This window comes from Streptomyces sp. SAI-170, from assembly GCF_049739565.1.
Taxonomy (GTDB): Bacteria; Actinomycetota; Actinomycetes; order Streptomycetales; family Streptomycetaceae; genus Streptomyces.
Map to the genome: position 1 here is coordinate 4,668,062 of NZ_JBMGQD010000001.1, position 18,476 is coordinate 4,686,537.

The following is an 18,476-nucleotide window of genomic DNA, read 5'->3' on the forward strand; positions in this document are numbered from 1 at the left end:
ACGCCGACCCCGACCCGGCCCCGGACCGCCGGGGAACTCACGCCACCCGTGTCCGGTGCACCCCGCTGTGCCGGGCCGAGCTCAGCAGCCCCCGTAGGGTCGTCAGCCAGCCCGCCGCCACGATCGCGGCCCCCACCGACAGGCCCAGGGCGCCGTTCAGAGGCATGGCGATACCGACCGCGCCGCCGAACACCCACGACATCTGCAGCAGGGTCTCGGAACGGGCGAAGGCCGAGGTGCGGACCTGTTCGGGGACGTCGCGCTGGATCAGGGCGTCCAGCGACAGCTTGGCCAGGGCCTGGGCGAAGCCCGCGAACGCGGCCAGGCCCGCCACCAGCGCCGCGCCGAAGAACACGGCCGCGACGATCGCCGCGCCCAGCACCAGCGCCACCACCGTCACGATGATGATCTCCGGCGCCCGCGAGCGCAGCCACGCCCCCACCGCCGTACCGGCCGCGTTGCCCACGCCCGCCGCGACCGCGACCATGCCCAGCGACACCGCCGCGCTCTGCCCGGTCATCGGATGCTCACGCAGCAGGAACGCCAGGAAGAAGATCAGGAACCCGGACAGACAGCGCAGCGCGCAGTTCGCGCCGAGGGCGTGGGTGACCGCCGGGCCGACCGTCCGCAGCCCCGGCCGCTTGACGGGCTTGAGATGCGGCCCGTGCAGATGCTCGGCGTCCGCCGCCAGCAGCGCCCGGTCCTCGCCGCGCGCCGAGTCGACCTTCGGGGGCAGCGTGAACGACAGGACCGTACCCGCCACGAACAGCACGAACGCCCCGTACAGCGGCCAGCGCGGCCCGATCGCCTGCAGGCCCGCCCCCACCGGCGCCGCGATCCCGGTGGCCAGCAGCCCGCCCAGGGTGACCCGGGAGTTCGCCTTCACCAGCGAGAACATCGGCGGCAGCAGCCGCGGCACCACCGCGCTGCGCACCACGCCGTACGCCTTCGACGCCACCAGCACGCCCAGCGCCGCCGGATACAGCTGGAGACTGCCCGAGATCACCGCACCCGACAGCACCAGCGCGAGCAGCGCCCGCGCCAGCATCGCCATCGCCATCGCGGCCCGGCGCCCGTGCGGGACGCGGTCCAGGAGCGGGCCGATCACCGGGGCGAGCAGCGTGAAGGGCGCCATCGTGATGGCGAGGTAGAGCGCGACCCGGCCACGGGCCTCGTCGGTGGGCACGGAGAAGAACACGGTGGAGGCCAGCGCGACCGTGATCATCATGTCGCCGGCGCCGTTCACGCCGTGCAGCTCGATCAGTTTGCCCAGGCCCGACTCGCCGGCCCCCTGCGCGTGCGTGGCCTTTCTGATACCGCGCGCCGGGCCGGTCAGCGGCAGGTGCAGGGCACGGCCCACCCGGCGGACGGAGCCGCGGAACCGGCCCGTACCGCCACTCCGGCTGCTTCCCTTGACCCCGCCGACACCGGTGGTTCCCTGGGACGACCTCGCGGCTGCCACGACGCCATAGTGCCCCGAACCGGGCATGTGTAGTGCGGTTACCGCGCGTATGGCCCCGTACTTTCGCGGGTGGACGTTCTTCGCGCGGGCCTGTGAAGATCACTCCGATCGGACGGGAAACCACGTCGGTGTAGGCCGAGCGCGCGCGAACAGGTAGCGTGCGTATCTCAGCCATCCCGCACAATGGATGGCACAGGTGCGCCCGAGTGTGATCGGAGGCGGACGTCGACGCGGCCCACAGGTCCGCTCCGTCCGCGCCGCCGCCGAGGAGGCACCCACGAGAGACGGCGTAGGAGAGAAGCGATACCTGTGAGCGCAGCGACCACGCGAAGCCGCACCCCTGACCGCCTGTGCGCCGAGGCGGTCGACCTCGCACGCGCCGCAGCCGAGGAGGCTGCCGCACCCGGCGTGGTCGGCGAGCACGCCGGGCTGGTCTCCGAGGGCGACCGTGTGGTCACGCACTTCTTCGAGTGCAAGGAGCTCGGCTACCGCGGCTGGCGCTGGGCGGTGACGGTCGCCCGGGCCTCCCGCGCGAAGGTCGTCACCCTCGACGAGGTCGTCCTCCTGCCCGGCCCCGACGCCCTCCTCGCCCCCGAGTGGGTGCCCTGGAGCGAGCGGCTGCGCCCCGGCGACATGGGGCCCGGCGACCTGCTGCCCACCGACGCCGAGGACCTGCGCCTGGAGCCGGGCTGGACCGGCGAGGACGAGCCGACGCCGAACTCCCCCGTCTCCGAGGATCTGGCGGAACTGGTCGAGGCGGAGGACGCCGAGGTGACGCCGGGCGCCCCGGCGACCCTCCCGACGGTCCCGTCCCGGGGCTCGATCGCCGCGGTGGCCGAAGAGCTCGGCATGCGCCGGGCTCGCGTCCTGTCCCGCTACGGCCTGCACATCGCGGCCGACCGCTGGGAGGAGTCCTTCGGCGCCAAGACCCCCATGGCCCAGGCGGCCCCCGCCACCTGCGTCAGCTGCGGCTTCCTCGCCCCCATCGGCGGCTCCCTCGGCCAGGCCTTCGGCGTCTGCGCCAACGAGTTCTCCCCGGCGGACGGCAGGGTCGTGTCCCTCTCCTACGGCTGCGGCGGCCACTCCGAGGCCGCGGTCATGCCCGCCCCACCCCGCCCACCCGCCCCGGTCATCGACGAGACCCGCGTCGACCCGTTCCCGCTTCGTCCGGCGCGGGACGGGGGTTCGGTGCCGGAGGTGACGGACGAGGAGTCGGCGGAGCTGGGTCACTCGTAGAGCGGCAGGTTCTCCGTGCCGATCGTCCAGTCGCCGATGGTGACGTCCTCGCCGTAGACGAAGTCCTTACGGGTCGCGTAGCGCGGGCCGTCGGGGGTGGGGTGGATGTCGGTGAGGACGGCCCCGGTGCCGGTGCGGGGGTCGAAGATCGCGTAGACGGGGATGCCGATCAGCGGGTAGTCGCGGACCTTGCCGACCCAGTCGTTGTCGGGGTTGGAGCGGGAGACGACTTCGATGGCGGCGATGAGGGTGCGGGGGTCGATGGAGCCCTGGACATCAAGGTCGTTCCACGCGATCACCATGACGTCGGGGTGGCGCATGATGCCCTCGGACTCGTCCTCCACATCGGGTGTGCCGGTGTGGGCCAGCAACTCGTCCGGCATGAGCCTCTCCAGACGTCGGCTGACGTGGGCGGCCGTGACCTCGTGGGGCCCTCCCGGCGACATCATGTCGTGAACGATCCCTTCCTTGGTGATCTCGAACTTCCCGGGCAGGGAGTCGTCCATCGACTGAACGAAGTCACGCATGGCCCGATACAGGTGGGAAGCGCCCTGTCGTGCGTCGTCCGGGGCGATGGTCATGGCGCTCGCTCCTCGTCGTCTGTGCCCAGGGGCAAGGATCGTCGCTCTCATGCTAGGCGGCCTCCAGGCCATTGGACCGGCAGCGGTCGCCTCGTCGAGGACCGCGCTTCAGGTGGCAGCCGCGAAGGCGGCACGGCAGTCGCGGCAGCGGCCCGGGGAGGGGGCGCGGAAGGGGCGGTCGCAGCCTTCGCAGTCCTGGAGGGGGTGGATGACTCTTCGGGGTGGGGCGGGTGCCCGGAAGGGTGGCGGTGGTGGGAGTTGGGCTGCCAGGCGGTGGGCCAGGAGGGCGGCCGGGCGGCGTACGCCCTCTCTGGGCAGGTCGGTCGTCAACGCGTCGCGTACGGCTGTGGGGGTGACGTCTCTCTCCAGCCAGGCGGCGACGCCCGGGGCCAGGTGGGCCGTGTCGAGGGCCGACAGGAGCAGGCGGGGGTCGTGGCGGCGCAGGTCCGAGAGCAGGTCCGTGGCCTGGCGCAGGAGGCCCGGGGCCGGGTGCGCCGGCTTGGGGACCACCGGGAGGGACTTGCGGGGGGTGCGCTTCTTGGGGGGCGCCGGCCTGTGCTGCTGGGCCTCCCGGCGGGCGCCCGGCTGGTTGCAGGACACCGTACGGGTGACGATCCGGCCCCCCGCGACGCGCTTGCGCTCCCGGCGCAGGTAGCCGTGCGTCTCCAGCTCCCGCAGGGCCCCGGCGATCCGGTTCACGCCCTCCGGGAAGCGCGACGCCAGGCTCCTGATGTCCACCTGGGCGTGCTTCGGCAGCGACTGGATGTGCACCGCCAGCCCGATCGCCAGCAGCGACAACTCCTGGTGCTGGGCCAGGTGGTTGCCGATCACCGTGAAGCGGGTGGTGTGGCGGGTGTTGTCGTGGCGCAGGCCGCCGTGGGGGGAACTGGACCGCCGGATCGGGTGGTTGTTCCGGGCAGTTCCGGACTGGGCGCAGGGGGGCGCGCTAGGGTTTTCCGTGTCCATCGGGAAGCGCTTCTTCCTCGGTGGTCAGGCCCTCGCAATGGGATGGCAGTCCCTGCGAGGGCCGTCGCATGTCTGGGGTCGTCTCGCGCTGAGCGTAGAGCAAACAACCCGGCCCAAATCCAGCCCAGTTGGCGATGTTCACCCGTGAGAGCGAACGGGCTCTCATGGCGGGAGGGGTGGGCTTGGTGGGGTCCTTTCACCTGGTTGTTTCTTGGGGGAGACCGTCTGCGCCACCGGCGTACGACAGCCTGTGTGCCGGTGCCCGGGGCATAGTCACCTCCGCCCAGACCGTCTTGCGCGGGGCCGGCCCTTCGGCCACGCCCCAGCGGTCGGCGAGCGCCATGACGATCAGCAGGCCCCTGCCCGACTCGCCGTCCGGCGCCGGGTGTTGGGGGGCCGGGCTGCGGTCACCGCGCGTGTCCGTCACCTCGATACGGAGGGTCCGGCCGACGACGTACACGGTGAGCCGGAAGTCGCGGCCCGTGACCCGGCCGTGCGTGACCGCGTTCGCGGCGAGTTCGGCCACGATGTGCGCCGCCGGGTCCGACGGGAGGCCCCACATGCGGAGTTGCTCCACGGCGAGGAGACGTGCGAGGCGGGCTCCGCGGGGCGTGGGGGACAGGCGGAGGCTGAAGTTGCGTACGGCGATGGCTGTTTGCTCGTTCACGTCACTCAGCGTGGCCACGTGTGCGTACCGTGAACAGTGACGACGCCGATGCGTACGGTGACTGTCCGGACGTTGTCCGGCCGTGTCCAGGCTGTCGGAGTGGGGCCGACGGGTAGGGCGTCGCTGCATGGTCGTACGACGGAGGGGTGCGGGCTTATGTCGGTGCAGGCGGAGGAACCGGGCTGGGAAGTCGACCCGGACGACGAATGGGGCGTCGCCGTCATCGCGACGGTCGGGCGACAGCTCAAGCTGCGCAGGGAGGCCGTGGGGATGCGCGTCCCCGAGTTCGGTAAGGCCATCGGCTACGGGGAGGACCTCGTCTACAAGGTCGAGGGCGGCAAGCGGATTCCCCAGCCGGAGTATCTGGACAGGGCGGACGAGGTGCTGCGGGCGGAGGGGTTACTCGCCGCGATGAAGGAGGACGTGGCGAAGGTTCGGTACCCGAAGAAGGTGCGGGCCCTGGCGAAGATGGAGGCCAAGGCGGTCGAGCTCCAGCTGTACGACCCCCTCAGTATTCACGGTTTGTTGCAGACGCCGGAGTACGCCCGCGCGCTGCTCATGATGCGGCGCCCTGCATACAGCGCTGACGAGGTGGAGCGGTACATCGCCGCGCGCGTGGCCCGCAAGAGCGTCTTCGAGCGGGACCCGGGGCCGGAGATCAGCTTCGTGCTGGAGGAGTGGACGCTGCGGCGACCGCTCGGCGGCAGGGCCGCGCTGCGCAGCCAGTTGGAGCATCTGCTGGAGACCGGGCAGCAGCGCAACGTCGAGCTTCAGGTGATGCCGATGGATCGCGAGGAGCACGCTGGAGTGGACGGCGGCATCGAGGTGCTGAAGTTCGCGGACGGCTCGGCGGTGGGCCGGTCCCCGGTGGTGGCCAACGGCCGCCCCGTGTCCGAGCCGCGACACCTCCGTATCCTTGAACTGCGCTACGGCATCATCCGGGCGCAGGCTCTCACGCCCCGTGAGTCGACGGCCTTCATTGAGCAACTGCTGGGGGACACATGCACGACTTGAAGTGGTTCAAGAGCAGCTACAGCAGCGGCAGCGAAGGTGACTCCTGCGTCGAGGTCGCCCATACCCCCCACACCATCCACATCCGCGACTCCAAGCAGACCCACGGCCCCCTCCTCACCCTCACCCCCTCCGCCTGGTCAGACTTCGTCGCCTACGCCTCGGAGGGCTGAGCGCACACTCCCCCCAAGGACGGGTACCTTCAAGGTCACCCCGATGAGGAGAGTGTGGACGTGAGCAAGTTCGTGCGGCCCGCGGCCGAGGGTGCGGATCCGTTCGGGACCGCCCGGCTCAGGCGAGGCGTCCTGGATGCGTGGGCGACCAGCCCGGCCCGGTTCCGGGAGGACGCGAACGCCGAGGAGGATCTGGTCCTCGGCGGGTACCGGGACCGGCTCGTCGTGGAGCTTGCCCAGAATGCCGCGGATGCCGCCGCCAGAGCCGGGGTGCCGGGCCGGCTGCGGCTCACCCTGCGGGACGGGGTCCTGGTCGCGGCCAACACCGGTGCGCCTCTCGACGCCGCCGGGGTCGAGTCGCTGGCCACCCTGCGTGCCTCCGCCAAGCGGGAGAGCGGCACCGCCGCCGTGGGGCGGTTCGGGGTCGGGTTCGCCGCCGTGCTCGCCGTCACCGACGAGCCGGCCGTCGTCGGGCGGCACGGGGGCGTGCGGTGGTCGCTGCACGAGGCGCGGGACCTCGCCGCCGAGACCGCCCTGCACAGTCCCGGCCTCGGGGACGAGATCCGGCGGCGTGACGGGCATGTGCCGCTGCTGCGGTTGCCCTTCGCCGCCGAGGGCAGCGCGCCCGCGCCCTACGACACCGCCGTCATCCTGCCGCTGCGCGACGCCGCCGCCGCCGACCTCGCCGAGCGGCTCCTCGCCGCCGTCGACGACGCCCTGCTGCTCGCCCTGCCCGGTCTGGACGAGGTCGTCGTCGAGGTGGCCGACGAGACCCGCACCCTGCACCGCCGTACCGACGGCGACCTGACCGTCGTAGAGGATTCGCGGGACGGGACCACTCGGTGGCGGACCGCCGCCGCGCACGGTTCCCTCGCGGCCGAGCTGCTCGCCGACCGGCCCGTCGAGGAGCGGCTGCGGCCGTACTGGTCGGTGACCTGGGCCGTGCCCGTCGATGACGAGGGTGCCCCCGCCCGGCCCCGCACGAGTCCCGTCGTGCACGCGCCCACGCCCAGTGACGAGCCCCTCGGGGTGCCCGCGCTGCTGATTGCGTCCTTCCCGCTGGACACCACCCGGCGGCATGCCGCGCCCGGACCGTTGACCGATCATCTCGTGGAGCGGGCGGCCGACGCCTACGCCGAACTGCTCGCCGCCTGGCGGCCGGTGGGGGCCGGGATCATCGACCTCGTGCCCGGTCCGCTGGGCAAGGGCGCGCTGGACGGGGCGCTGCGGCAGGCGATCCTGGAGCGGCTGCCGCGGACGTCCTTCCTGCCGCCCGCCGCCGGGCCCGGCGAGGACCTGCCGGAGTCGCTGCGCCCGCGGGACGCGGAGGTCGTCGAGGGGGCCGGGGCCGAGACCGTGGACGTCCTGGCCGAGGTGCTGCCGACCCTGCTGCCCGCAGGCCTGGAGCGCCGCGTCGAGCTGCGTACGCTCGGGGTCGCCCGGGTGCCGCTGACCGACGCAGTCGACCGGCTGGCCGGGCTCGAGAAGGAGCCCGACTGGTGGCGGCGGCTCTACGACAGCCTGGCCGGGGTCGACCCGGACCGGCTGACCGGGCTTCCCGTGCCGCTCGCGGACGGGCGTACGACGATCGGGCCGCGGCAGGTGCTGCTGCCCACCCCGGACGCGGCCGGCATCGACGCCGAGATGCTGGCCCGCCTCGGGCTGAAGGTCGCCCACGAGGACGCCGCCCACCCGCTCCTGGAGAAGCTGGGCGCGCTGCCCGCCACGCCGCGGGCCGTGCTGACCACGCCCCAGGTGCGGGCCGCCGTCGCCGCCTCGCTGGACGACGAGGGCGCACTGGACTGGGAGGCCGACGCCCCGGACGCGGAGGAGCTGGCCGACACCGTGCTCGCGCTGGTCCGCGACGCCGGTCTCGAACCCGGTGACGAGCCCTGGCTGGGCGCGCTCGCGCTGCCCGACGAGGACGGCGAACTCGCGCCCGCCGGGGAGCTGGTGCTGCCGGGCAGCGCCTTCCACCAGGTCATGCGTGAGGGTGAACTGGCCTCGGTCGACACCGACCTGGCGGAGAAGTGGGGCGAGGCGCCGCTGGCCGCCTGCGGGGTGCTGGCGAACTTCGCCCTCGTCCGCGCCACCGACGTCGTCCTCGATCCGGACGAACTGGAGCCGCGGGAAGGGGACTTCGCCGAGCCCGACGACGCCGGGCTGCTGGACGCCGTGGACGTCTGGTGCGAGGACATCCTCGACCGCTTCCCCGACTCGCCCGTGCCGCCGGTCGCCACCGAGCTGGTCGCCGTACGCGATCTCGACCTCGTCGACGACGACCGCTGGCCGCAGGCCCTCGCCCTGCTCGCCCAGCCGCCCCTGCGGGACGCCCTCACCCAGCCGGTGCGCATCCTGCTGCCCGACGGCACCCACGAGACCGTACGGCCGTACACGGCCTGGTGGCTGCGCGGCCACCCGGTGCTGGACGGCCGCCGCCCCGCGGGCCTGCTGGCGGCGGGCGGGGACCCGCTGCTGCGCGGGCTGTACGACGAGGCCGACGCGACCGGCTTCGACGACGAACAGGTCCTGCGGGCGCTCGGCGTACGCACCTCCGTGGCCGCGCTCCTCGACGAGCCGGGTGGCGCGGCGGAGCTGCTGGAGCGGCTGGCCGACCCGGAGCGCGAGGTGTCGGCCGCCCAACTGCACGGACTGTACGGGGCGTTGGCCGACCTCGACCCCGAGCAGGTGACGCTGCCGGACGAGCTGCGGGCGGTCGTCGACGGGCGCACGGCCGTCGTGGACGCCGCGGACGCGGTGGTCGTCGACTCGCCCGACCTGCTGCCCTTCACCGAGGGCGTGCCCCTGCTGCCGGTCCGCCCGGCGCGCGCCGCCGAACTGGCCGAGCTGTTCCAGGTGCGGCGGCTGAGCGAGTCCGTGTCCGGGGCGGTCGGCTCCGAGGGCGCCGAGCACGACGTACCGGAGCCGGTGCGGGTGCTGCTGGGCCCGCGCACACCGGCCTCGTACGTCGAGCACGAGGAGCTCGTCGTCGACGGCGTGGAGATCGACTGGCGCCTCACCGACGACGGTGTGCTGCACGCCGCCACCCTGGAGGGCGTCGCCGCCGGTCTCGCCTGGGCGGCCGGCCAGTGGCCACGGCGCTTCGAGGTGGCGGCCCTGCTGGAGGATCCGTCCCGCACGGCGGAGCTGGCGCGGGACCGCTGGTTCGACTGAGTCCCGCGGGAGGGCTGTACGGCCGGCGGACATCACCTGTTCACCGGCCGTACAACCATTCCCGTCCCTCACGGATCTGATCCGGTGAGTCAAACGACTCCGAGATTCGACTACTTGGGCCTCGTCACGCTCACGAGCCGTGCGCGTGCGTCGCAGAGCGACGAGGTCTCTTTCCCGTGGGGGGAACCCAGATATGCGTAAGCGTGTCACCCTCGGCGTCCTCACCGGCGCCCTGGCACTGTCCACGCTCGCCGTCCCGGCCGCACAGGCCGACGGCAGCTACGGCGACACCCGGATCACCAAGGTCGTCGTCGACGGCGACAACAAGGTCGTCGTCGGCAGGGACGAGACGAGGTTCACCGTCAGCGTCACGGTGACCGACGACTCCGGCTTCGGCTTCTGGTCCGAGTCCGCGGAGTGGCTGGACGTGTACGGCCCGGACTCCGGCTGGTTCCACGCGAAGTACCCGAGCTGCTCGCGCGTCGACGACACCACCGCGACCTGCACAGGCGGGTTCGTGGTCAACCCGAGGACCGACGCGCCCGAGCACCTCACCGACGACAACGCCGGCACCTACCGCGTCGACACGTGGATCAACGCCTCGGACAAGGACTGGGTCTGGAAGGAGTCCGCGGGCACCTTCAAGCTCCAGCGCCACACCAAGCTGACCGCCAACGCCTCCCCGGAGCCCGTCCGCAAGGGCCGCACCGTCACGGTCACCGGACGGCTGACCCGCGTCAGCTGGGAGACGCTCACCTACGGCGGCTATGGCGGCCAGTACGTGAAGCTCCAGTTCAAGAAGAAGGGCGCGACCTCCTTCACCACGCTGAAGACGGTCAAGTCGACGTCCTCGGGCTATGTGAGCGCCACCACCACGGCCGGCTACGACGGTGCGTACCGCTTCGTGTACGCCGGCAACTCGGCCTCCGCCGCCGTCGCCTCCGCGGCCGACGCCGTCGACGTGCAGTAAGCGCGCCGGGCTCAGACAACCACGCGAATCCCGAGAAGGAACCCATGCGTACTCGTGTCACCACCGCCGCGGTCTGCGGCGCGCTGGCCCTCTCCGCCCTCGCCCTGCCGGCCGCCCAGGCCGACGAGGTGCCGGCCGGCATCACGGTCTCGAACGTCGTCGTCAACGACGGCAAGCCGATCGTCTTCAACGCCACCGGCGTCAAGCCTGTCAGCGTGTCCATGACCGTGAAGGCCCCGGCGGGCGTCAAGAGCGTCGACGCCACGCTCTGGAGCGGCGGCACGCTGGCCTCCCCCGACGACCTCGACGACGACAGCTGGCCCGACATGTCGGGGCCCGAGACCCCCGACCGCCTGCTCGACTGCACCGAGGTGAACGCCACCACCGCCACCTGCCGGGCGACGTTCATCCTCCGTCCGTGGCGCGGGGACGGCTCCAGCTGGAACACCCTCGTGACGGTGACCGACAAGAACGGCGGCACCTACCGGAACGAGAACGTCAAGACCTTCGAGACCAAGCGCCACACCATCGTGCGGGTCAACGCCTCCCCGGAGCCGGTCCGCAAGGGCAGGACCATCACCGCCACGGGCAAGCTCACCACCGCCGAGTACGCCTTCGAGTACGGCTATGTCCCGCTGCCCCACCAGTACGTGAAGCTGCAGTACAAGAAGGCGGGCACGTCCACCTGGACCACGCTGAAGACCATCAAGTCGTCGTCCACCGGCGCCCTGACCGCCACCACCACGGCGACGTACGACGGCTACTACCGCCTCTCCTACGCCGGTGACGCGCGCAACGCGCCGTCCGTCTCCGTGGCCGACCACGTCGACGTGCAGTAGGCACGGTCGGGGCGTCCCGTACACAGCCGGCCGGGCCCCGCACCGGGGCTCGGCCAACCTCGAACAAAATCTTCGCCAGTCGTACAACCATTCCCAGCCGTCACAGATCTGATCTTCCGAGTCAACAGACTCCTAGATCTCTCGGACCTCGCCGCGCTCACGAGCCGTGTGCCACGAAGGGCAACGAGGTCCCGTCTCAATGGGGAAGAGACATGCGCATGCGTGCCACCCTCGGCGTCGTCACCGGCGCCCTGGCCCTGTCCGCTCTCGCCGTCCCGGCCGCCCAGGCCGACGGCTCGCAGGGTGACACCGCCATCACCAAGGTCGCCGTCAACATCACCAACAAGGTGTACGTCGGCACGACCGCGGTGAAGTTCAAGGTCGCCGTCACGGCCACGGACAACTCCGGCATCCTCGGTGCCGACGAGTTCGACCTCTACGGCCCGAACTACGGCCTGCTCACCACCAGCAAGCCCACCTGCACGGCCTCCAGCGCCACCACGTCGACCTGCGTCGGCTGGGTCACGGTGGACCCGCGGGTCGGCGACCTGTTCAACAACAACTCCGGCACCTGGTACGTCGACGCCTGGATCGACGCCAAGGACGGCGACTACCTCTGGAAGGAGAAGGCCGGCGCCTTCAAGCTCCAGCGCGCCACCAAGGTCTCGACCAACGCCGCCCCGGAGCCGGTCCGCAAGGGCAAGACGGTCACCGTCACCGGCAAGCTGACCCGCGCCAACTGGGAGACCGGCGTCTGGAACGGCTACGGCAGCCAGTACGTGAAGCTCCAGTACAAGAAGGCCGGCACGAACACGTACAGCACCCTGAAGACGGTCAAGGCCACCACCACGGGCGCCCTGAGCACCACCACGACCGCCACCTACGACGGTTACTACCGCTTCTGGTTCGCCGGCAACTCCGTCAGCGCCCCGACGCCCTCCGCGGCCGACTACGTCGACGTGCAGTAACACCCCCGGGTCCCCGTGACCCACCCCCGCCCGCCCCGGCAGCCGGCCGGGGCGGGCGTCCCCCTCCACCGCCTCCGGGCACCCCCGAGCACCCTGAAGGACCTCCATGCGTACGCGCACCACTGTCGCCGCGGTCACCGGCGCCCTCGCTCTGTCCGCTCTCGTCATGCCGGCCGCGCAGGCCGTCTCCGGTGACTCGGCCGGCATCGACCGTCCGAGCGCCGCCGAGCGCTTCGGCGGCTCCGCCAAGTTCCGGTCGGAGTCCGTGACGGCGCAGGAGGCCCCGGTCGTCTCCAACGTCAAGATCAACGGCGGCAAGAGCGTGGTCGTCGGCAGCGGCACCGCCAAGACCTTCACCGTGTCCCTGACGGCGAGCCACCCGAGCGGCGTGCAGGACGTCTACATCGACCTGTGGCACGGCACGGACCCGGAGGCCGGTCTCGACGGCTGGCTCCCGCCGAACGACGACCTGTCCTGCGCGGCCGTCTCCGACACCACGGCCAACTGCAAGATGACCATCACGGCCCGCCCCGGTCTCAACGACTCCGAGGGCATCGGTGACCTGTACAAGAACGCGCTGGCCGGCACCTGGCACGTGGGCGTCGGTGTGCTCGCGGGCGACAACAGCGAGTACTGGAACGACTTCTACAAGACCCACCGGGTCCAGCGGAACGCCGTGCTCAGCATCAACGCCTCGCCGGAGCCGATCGCCAAGGGCAAGACCCTCTCCATCAAGGGCACGTTCACCCGGGCCAACTGGGAGACGGGCACCTACAGCAAGTTCACCAACCAGTACATGCAGCTGCAGTTCAAGAAGGCCGGCAGCACCGCGTACTCCAAGGTGAAGACCGCCAAGTCGAACAGCTACGGCGCCATCAGCACCAGCAACACCGCTGTGTACGACGGCACCTGGCGCTTCTACTTCTCCGGCGCGTCCACCACGACGTCCCCGATGACCGTGTCGCCGGGTGACTACGTCGACGTGCGGTAAGTGCAGTAAGTCCTGTACCTGCAGTAAGTGCGGTAAGCGCACGCATCAGCACCGCCCCGCCCGGCCCCTGGCGTTCCCCGGGGCCGGGCCCCCTCCGGGGCCCCGGTATCGAATTCCAGCACCGGAAGGAAAATCCATGTTTGCACGTGTCACCACGGCCGCCGTCTCCGGCGCCCTCGCCTTGTCCGCGCTCGCCGTCCCGGCCGCGCAGGCCTCCACCGCGGCGGAAGTCGCCCCGACCGTCTCCGACGTCGTGGTCAACGACGGCAAGCCGATCGTGGCCGGCACCAGCAGCGTGACGTTCAAGGTGTCGCTGAACGCCAGCCACCCCACCGGCATCAAGGGCGCCTGGCTCTCGGTCTACGGGTACGTGGTGGACGACATCAACGGCGCCTCCTGGCTGGACTGCACCCCCATGTCGGCCACCACCTCGCACTGCGAGGCCACCATCACGCTCGACGTGGTGGGTCCCGACTACCCCGAGGAGGGGGACCACGAGCCCCTCAACCTCCTGTACTCCAACCGCCAGGCCGGCACCCGGCCCGTGGAGGTCGGCGCGGTCGCCGGTGACGAGAGCCGCTACTGGAACGAGAGCTACACGACCCACAAGGTCCTGCGGAAGTCCGTGCTGACGGTCAACGCCTCCCCCGAGCCGATCCGCAAGGGCAGGACCCTCACGGTCACGGGCAGGCTGACCCGCGCCGACTGGGAGAAGGACACCTACGTCGCCCTCGCGAACCAGTACGTGAAGCTCCAGTACAAGAAGAAGAACACGACCGGCTGGACCACGCTCAAGACCATCAAGTCCAGCTCCACGGGCGCACTGAAGACCACCACGACCGCCACCTACGACGGCTCCTACCGCTACGTCTACGCCGGCGCCACGACCACCTCGGCCGTCGCCTCCCGCGAGGACGCCGTCGACGTGCAGTAACCGGAAGAAGGACTCTCATGCGAACCCGTGTCACCACGGCCGCCGTCTCCGGCGCCCTCGCCCTGACCGCCCTCGCCGCCCCGGCCGCGCTGGCCGCCGACGATCCCCACGACGGCAAGCCGTATGCGCTGAACTTCAAGTACTCCAACGTCAAGGTCAACAACGGCAAGCCGATCGTCGCGGGGACCGCCGGCTCGGTGAGGGCGCCGTTCAGCTACACGCTCACGCACCCCGCCGGCGCCGATCTGCAGGACATGGATCACCTCCTCACGTTCACGCCCGTCGGCGCGGCCCCCGACGACCGGCGCGTCCAGCACATCTGGGCCTCCTGCGAGGCGGTCACGGCCACGGTCGCCAGCTGCGGGGGCTCGATCTACTTCCGTCCGGGCCATGACCTGGACAACGCGGACGCCACCACGTACAACATCGGCGCCTACTCCATCGACTGGAACGGACAGAACGACCCGGTCGACGACGACCTGGAGGAACCCGACCCCATCGACTGGGACAAGGTCGGCAAGTCCGAGCAGGACGGCCTGGGCACCGTCAAGTACCAGCGCCTGGCGAAGCTGGCCGTCAACGCCACCCCGGAGCCGGTCACCAAGGGCAGGACCATCACGGTCATCGGCAAGCTGACCCGCGCGAACTGGGACACCCACTACTACGGCGGTATCGCCGGCCAGTACGTGAAGCTCCAGTACAAGAAGCAGGGCACGACCAGCTGGACGACGCTGAAGACCGTCAAGTCCAGCGCCACGGGCGCCCTGAGCGCGACCACCACCGCGACGTACGACGGCTACTACCGCTACTCCTACGCCGGTGCCACGACGACCACGGGTGCCGTCTCCGTCGCGGACCACGTCGACGTGACCACGCAGGCCGTCCCGGGCGGCTCGGTCGCGCCCGTCGTCGCCGGGCCGCGGTTCGGTGACTTGGCGCCCGAGAACGGGCCGGTCGTCTCCGACGTCACGGTCCACGGCGGCAAGAACGTCCTCGTCGGCAGCCAGAGCGCCAAGACGTTCTCCGTGTCCGTGACGGCGAGTCACCCGAGCGGCATCGCCGACGCGAGCGTGTACCTGTGGCGCGGCTCGAACTCCGTGACCGACGTCGAAGGTCTGCTGCCGCAGAACGAGAAGGCGGCCACCTGCACGGCCACGTCCGACACCACCTCGACGTGCAAGCTGACCGTCACGGCCCGCCCCGGTCTGAACAACCCCGAGGGCGTGGGCGACCTGTTCGCCGACTACCTGGCCGGGAGCTGGCGGGTGGCCGTCCAGGTCGAGGCCAAGGACAACAGCGTCACCTCGAACACGTCGTACAAGGGCGTCAAGATCCAGCGCAACACCGCGCTGACGATCAACGCCTCGCCCGAGCCGATCGCCAAGGGCCGCACCCTCACCGTCACGGGCAAGCTGACCCGCGCCGGCTGGGAGACGGGCACTTACGGCCCGCTCGCGGGCCAGTGGGTGAACCTCGAGTTCAGGAAGAAGGGCGCGACCGAGTGGACGTCGGTCACGCAGACCAAGTCCGGTTCCACGGGCCTGCTGAGCGAGACCACGACCGCCACGCAGGACGGCTCCTACCGCTTCGCCTATGAAGGCGGCGGCTACAACATCAACACCAACGGCCCGTCCGTCTCCCGCGAGGACGCCGTCGACGTGAGGTAAGCGGTTCTACGCGGGAAAGCGGCGGTCGACCCATCTCCACACGAACTCCAGGACGACCGCCGCCCCCGCCGCGATGCCGACCGCGAGCCACGGCATCTCCATGCCGACCAGTCGCAGCGCGAAGAACTCCTGCAGCCACGGCACGACCAGGACCAGCAGGAACGCGCCGCCCATCGCCGTGACCAGCAGCACGCGCCACCAGGTGTAGGGCCGGGCGATGATCGCCAGCACCCACATCGACACCAGGAACAGCGTCAGGGTCGCGGCGCTGGTCTCGGCGTCCAGCGCGCCCTCGCCGTGGTAGTGGTTCCCGGCGATGACATACGTCGTGAAGGTCGCGGCCGCCGCCACGACCCCGCCCGGGATCGCGTACCGCATGACCCGCCGTACGAAGTGCGGTCTGGCCCGTTCCTTGTTGGGCGCGAGGGCCAGGAAGAACGCCGGGACGCCGATCGTCAGGGTGGACAGCAGGGTCAGATGGCGGGGCAGGAACGGGTACTCCACGCGCGTGCACACCACCAGCACCGCCAGCAGCACCGAGTAGACCGTCTTGACCAGGAACAGCGTCGCCACGCGCGTGATGTTGCCGATGACCCGGCGGCCCTCGGCGACCACCGACGGCAGGGTCGCGAAGCTGTTGTTCAGCAGCACGATCTGCGCGACCGCGCGGGTCGCCTCCGAGCCCGAGCCCATCGCGACCCCGATGTCGGCGTCCTTCAGCGCCAGGACGTCGTTGACGCCGTCGCCGGTCATGGCGACCGTGTGGCCGTGGGACTGCAGCGCGCCCACCATGTCCCGCTTCTGCTGCGGGGTGACCCGCCCGAACACCGTGCCCTCGTCCAGGGCCTCGGCCATGGGTTCCCGCTCGGCCGGTATCCGCCGCGCGTCGACCACCGACCCCGCCAGGCCCAGCTTGCTCGCGACCGCGCCCACCGACACCGCGTTGTCGCCGGAGATGACCTTCGCGCGGACGTTCTGCTCGGCGAAGTACCGCAGCGTGTCCGCGGCGTCCGGGCGCAGCCGCTGCTCCAGCACCACCAGCGCGGCCGGCTCGGCATCGCGCGCGACCTCGGGGTCGTCCAGCTCGCGGGCGGCACGCGCCAGCAGCAGCACCCGCAGCCCCGCCTCGTTGAGCCGCTCGGTCTCGCCGAGGGCCGGGTCGTCGTCGGCGAGCAGCACGTCCGGGGCGCCGAGCAGCCAGGTGCCGCTCTCGCCGTCGCCCTCGCTGAAGGTGGCGCCGCTGTACTTGCGGGCCGAGGAAAACGGCAGGGACTCGGTGCAGCGCCACTCCTCGCTGTCGGGATAGGCGTCGATGATCGCCTTCAGGGAGGCGTTGGGCCGCGGGTCGGACTCACCGAGCGCGCCCAGCACCTGATGGACGTACCCCTCGTCGTAGCCGTCGAGGACGCGCAGCTCCGTCACGTCCATGCCGCCCTCGGTGAGGGTGCCGGTCTTGTCCAGGCAGACCGTGTCGACGCGGGCCAGGCCCTCGATGGCGGGGAGCTCCTGCACCAGGCACTGTTTCCGGCCGAGCCGGACGACGCCTATCGCGAAGGCGACCGAGGTGAGCAGCACCAGGCCCTCGGGGACCATCGGCACGATGCCGCCGACCGTGCGGGCGACGGAGCCGCGCAGGTCGTTGCTCTCCACGACCAACTGGGTGACGATCAGGCCGAGCGCGGCCGGGACCATCATCCACGTCACGTACTTGAGGATCGTGGAGATGCCCGAGCGCAGCTCGGACTGCACGAGCGTGAAGCGGGAGGCCTCCTCGGCGAGCTGCGCGGCGTACGCCTCGCGCCCGACCTTGGTGGCCCGGAAGGCGCCGCCGCCCGCGACCACGAAGCTGCCGGACATCACCTGGTCGCCGGGCCGTTTGACGACCGGGTCGGCCTCACCGGTCAGCAGCGACTCGTCGACCTCCAGGCTGTCCGCCTCGACGCACACTCCGTCCACGACGGCCTTGTCGCCGGGCCCGACCTCGATGACGTCGTCCAGCACGATCTCCGACGTCGCGACCTGTACGGCCGTACCGTCCCGGCGCACCGTCGGGCGGGCCTCGCCGATCACCGCGAGGGAGTCCAGGGTCTTCTTCGCCCGCCACTCCTGGACGATGCCGATGCCGGTGTTGGCGAGGATCACGAAGCCGAACAGGCTGTCCTGGATCGGCGCGACGACCAGCATGATCAGCCACAGCACACCGATGATCGCGTTGAACCGCGTGAAGACGTTGGCGCGGACGATCTCGGCGACGGACCGGCTGCTGCGCACCGGCACGTCGTTGACCCGGCCGGCGGCCACCCGCTCGGCGACCTCGGCCGCGGTGAGGCCGTCCGCCGGCGCGGAGGGCGCGGACAGGGGATGCACAGGATCGAGTTCGGCGCCCGCGTCGGTGTGCGTCATGCATTCGACGGTACGTGCGGAGGCGGGCGTTCACCCGCCGAGCAGGGGGAAGTTCCGACCACGGGAGGACGCGTGTAGTGCCGTGGTCGTACGGGGGTTACGGGGTGGCCACGTCCGGGTGCTCGGCGGCCGCCGCCCGCTTGATCGCGGCGTCCCGCTTGCGGACGTACCAGATGCCGATCAGCCCCAGGCCCGCGCCCGCCAGGCAGGTCCACACCCACCAGGCGTGCCCGCGGTCGTCGAACCAGCCGTAGAACGGCAGCTGCGCGAGGAAGAGGACGAACCAGAGGATCGTGCCGCCGACGATGGTCGGAACCACCGGCCCTTCCAGGGGTTCCGGCGCCTCGTGCTTGGGGGTCCACTTCGCCATGGAGGGCAGTGTACGAGGCGATCAGGTCTACGCGCGGAGATGGCCAGCGGGAAACTCATCTGTT

16 protein-coding genes are annotated in these 18,476 nt (G+C 71.3%); 10 read left to right on the forward strand and 6 right to left on the reverse strand.

Annotated elements, in window-relative coordinates; genetic code table 11:
* Positions 1-37: 37 nt before the first annotated feature.
* Complete coding sequence (locus tag RKD23_RS20940) at positions 38-1,462, reverse strand: MFS transporter (RefSeq protein ID WP_424855039.1); 1,425 nt, start codon at positions 1,460-1,462, stop codon at positions 38-40.
* 309 nt (positions 1,463-1,771) lie between these two features.
* Between RKD23_RS20940 and RKD23_RS20945 the strand changes: the two genes are divergently transcribed.
* A complete protein-coding gene (locus RKD23_RS20945) occupies positions 1,772-2,698 on the forward strand; it encodes a DUF3027 domain-containing protein (RefSeq protein WP_424855040.1) in 927 nt (308 codons plus the stop codon).
* On the opposite strand, the gene RKD23_RS20950 is transcribed toward RKD23_RS20945, so the two are convergent.
* The 3 genes from RKD23_RS20950 to RKD23_RS20960 form a co-directional block, all read right to left on the reverse strand.
* The gene (locus RKD23_RS20950; RefSeq protein ID WP_424855041.1) at positions 2,689-3,279 is read right to left on the reverse strand and encodes a Uma2 family endonuclease; all 591 of its coding nucleotides are present in this window, start codon (positions 3,277-3,279) and stop codon (positions 2,689-2,691) included. The two genes, RKD23_RS20945 and RKD23_RS20950, sit on opposite strands and share 10 nt — an antisense overlap.
* A 108-nt stretch (positions 3,280-3,387) precedes the next feature.
* Positions 3,388-4,245: a helix-turn-helix domain-containing protein gene (locus RKD23_RS20955; RefSeq protein WP_424855042.1), complete on the reverse strand. Its 858-nt coding sequence runs from the start codon at positions 4,243-4,245 to the stop codon at positions 3,388-3,390.
* Between the two features lie 196 nt (positions 4,246-4,441).
* Positions 4,442-4,912 carry an ATP-binding protein gene (locus tag RKD23_RS20960; RefSeq protein WP_424855043.1) on the reverse strand — a complete coding sequence of 157 codons (471 nt, stop codon included), beginning with the start codon at positions 4,910-4,912 and terminating at the stop codon, positions 4,442-4,444.
* A 156-nt stretch (positions 4,913-5,068) separates the two neighbouring features.
* Here RKD23_RS20960 and RKD23_RS20965 point away from each other — a divergent pair, with 156 nt between their 5' ends.
* The 9 genes from RKD23_RS20965 to RKD23_RS21005 all read left to right on the forward strand — a co-directional run bounded on the left by RKD23_RS20965 (position 5,069) and on the right by RKD23_RS21005 (position 15,639).
* Positions 5,069-5,926 carry a helix-turn-helix domain-containing protein gene (locus RKD23_RS20965; RefSeq protein ID WP_424855044.1) on the forward strand — a complete coding sequence of 286 codons (858 nt, stop codon included), beginning with the start codon at positions 5,069-5,071 and terminating at the stop codon, positions 5,924-5,926.
* Entirely contained in the window at positions 5,914-6,096 is a 183-nt protein-coding gene (locus RKD23_RS20970) for a DUF397 domain-containing protein (RefSeq protein ID WP_424855045.1), read from the forward strand. The genes RKD23_RS20965 and RKD23_RS20970 overlap by 13 nt, the downstream gene beginning before the upstream one ends.
* Before the next feature lie 60 nt (positions 6,097-6,156).
* Positions 6,157-9,270, forward strand: a complete 3,114-nt coding sequence (locus tag RKD23_RS20975; RefSeq protein WP_424855046.1) for a sacsin N-terminal ATP-binding-like domain-containing protein — start codon at positions 6,157-6,159, stop codon at positions 9,268-9,270.
* A gap of 193 nt (positions 9,271-9,463) precedes the next feature.
* A complete protein-coding gene (locus RKD23_RS20980) occupies positions 9,464-10,240 on the forward strand; it encodes a calcium-binding protein (RefSeq protein ID WP_424855047.1) in 777 nt (258 codons plus the stop codon).
* A 44-nt stretch (positions 10,241-10,284) separates the two neighbouring features.
* Positions 10,285-11,079 carry a calcium-binding protein gene (locus RKD23_RS20985; protein WP_424855048.1) on the forward strand — a complete coding sequence of 265 codons (795 nt, stop codon included), beginning with the start codon at positions 10,285-10,287 and terminating at the stop codon, positions 11,077-11,079.
* A gap of 212 nt (positions 11,080-11,291) precedes the next feature.
* On the forward strand, positions 11,292-12,047 hold the full coding sequence (locus RKD23_RS20990) for a calcium-binding protein (protein WP_424855049.1): 756 nt from the start codon (positions 11,292-11,294) through the stop codon (positions 12,045-12,047).
* Between the two features lie 106 nt (positions 12,048-12,153).
* A complete protein-coding gene (locus tag RKD23_RS20995; RefSeq protein ID WP_424855050.1) occupies positions 12,154-13,038 on the forward strand; it encodes a calcium-binding protein in 885 nt (294 codons plus the stop codon).
* A gap of 136 nt (positions 13,039-13,174) precedes the next feature.
* Complete coding sequence (locus tag RKD23_RS21000; RefSeq protein WP_424855051.1) at positions 13,175-13,972, forward strand: calcium-binding protein; 798 nt, start codon at positions 13,175-13,177, stop codon at positions 13,970-13,972.
* A 17-nt stretch (positions 13,973-13,989) separates the two neighbouring features.
* Entirely contained in the window at positions 13,990-15,639 is a 1,650-nt protein-coding gene (locus RKD23_RS21005; protein ID WP_424855052.1) for a DUF5707 domain-containing protein, read from the forward strand.
* A gap of 6 nt (positions 15,640-15,645) precedes the next feature.
* On the opposite strand, the gene RKD23_RS21010 is transcribed toward RKD23_RS21005, so the two are convergent.
* Positions 15,646-18,042: an HAD-IC family P-type ATPase gene (locus RKD23_RS21010; protein ID WP_424855053.1), complete on the reverse strand. Its 2,397-nt coding sequence runs from the start codon at positions 18,040-18,042 to the stop codon at positions 15,646-15,648.
* Between the two features lie 97 nt (positions 18,043-18,139).
* Positions 18,140-18,412: a DUF2530 domain-containing protein gene (locus RKD23_RS21015; protein ID WP_424855054.1), complete on the reverse strand. Its 273-nt coding sequence runs from the start codon at positions 18,410-18,412 to the stop codon at positions 18,140-18,142.
* Positions 18,413-18,476 lie beyond the last annotated feature (64 nt).

What these genes read in the sequence shown, in the direction of transcription:
- RKD23_RS20965 (WP_424855044.1), top strand. Translation starts at nt 5,069, where the DNA reads ATGTCGGTGCAGGCGGAGGAACCGGGCTGGGAAGTCGACCCGGACGAC.
- RKD23_RS21005 (WP_424855052.1), top strand. Translation starts at nt 13,990, where the DNA reads ATGCGAACCCGTGTCACCACGGCCGCCGTCTCCGGCGCCCTCGCCCTG.
- RKD23_RS20990 (WP_424855049.1), top strand. Translation starts at nt 11,292, where the DNA reads ATGCGCATGCGTGCCACCCTCGGCGTCGTCACCGGCGCCCTGGCCCTG.
- RKD23_RS20985 (WP_424855048.1), top strand. Translation starts at nt 10,285, where the DNA reads ATGCGTACTCGTGTCACCACCGCCGCGGTCTGCGGCGCGCTGGCCCTC.
- RKD23_RS20995 (WP_424855050.1), top strand. Translation starts at nt 12,154, where the DNA reads ATGCGTACGCGCACCACTGTCGCCGCGGTCACCGGCGCCCTCGCTCTG.
- RKD23_RS21015 (WP_424855054.1), bottom strand. Translation starts at nt 18,412, where the DNA reads ATGGCGAAGTGGACCCCCAAGCACGAGGCGCCGGAACCCCTGGAAGGG.
- RKD23_RS20970 (WP_424855045.1), top strand. Translation starts at nt 5,914, where the DNA reads ATGCACGACTTGAAGTGGTTCAAGAGCAGCTACAGCAGCGGCAGCGAA.
- RKD23_RS20955 (WP_424855042.1), bottom strand. Translation starts at nt 4,245, where the DNA reads ATGGACACGGAAAACCCTAGCGCGCCCCCCTGCGCCCAGTCCGGAACT.
- RKD23_RS21000 (WP_424855051.1), top strand. Translation starts at nt 13,175, where the DNA reads ATGTTTGCACGTGTCACCACGGCCGCCGTCTCCGGCGCCCTCGCCTTG.
- RKD23_RS21010 (WP_424855053.1), bottom strand. Translation starts at nt 18,042, where the DNA reads ATGACGCACACCGACGCGGGCGCCGAACTCGATCCTGTGCATCCCCTG.
- RKD23_RS20980 (WP_424855047.1), top strand. Translation starts at nt 9,464, where the DNA reads ATGCGTAAGCGTGTCACCCTCGGCGTCCTCACCGGCGCCCTGGCACTG.
- RKD23_RS20950 (WP_424855041.1), bottom strand. Translation starts at nt 3,279, where the DNA reads ATGACCATCGCCCCGGACGACGCACGACAGGGCGCTTCCCACCTGTAT.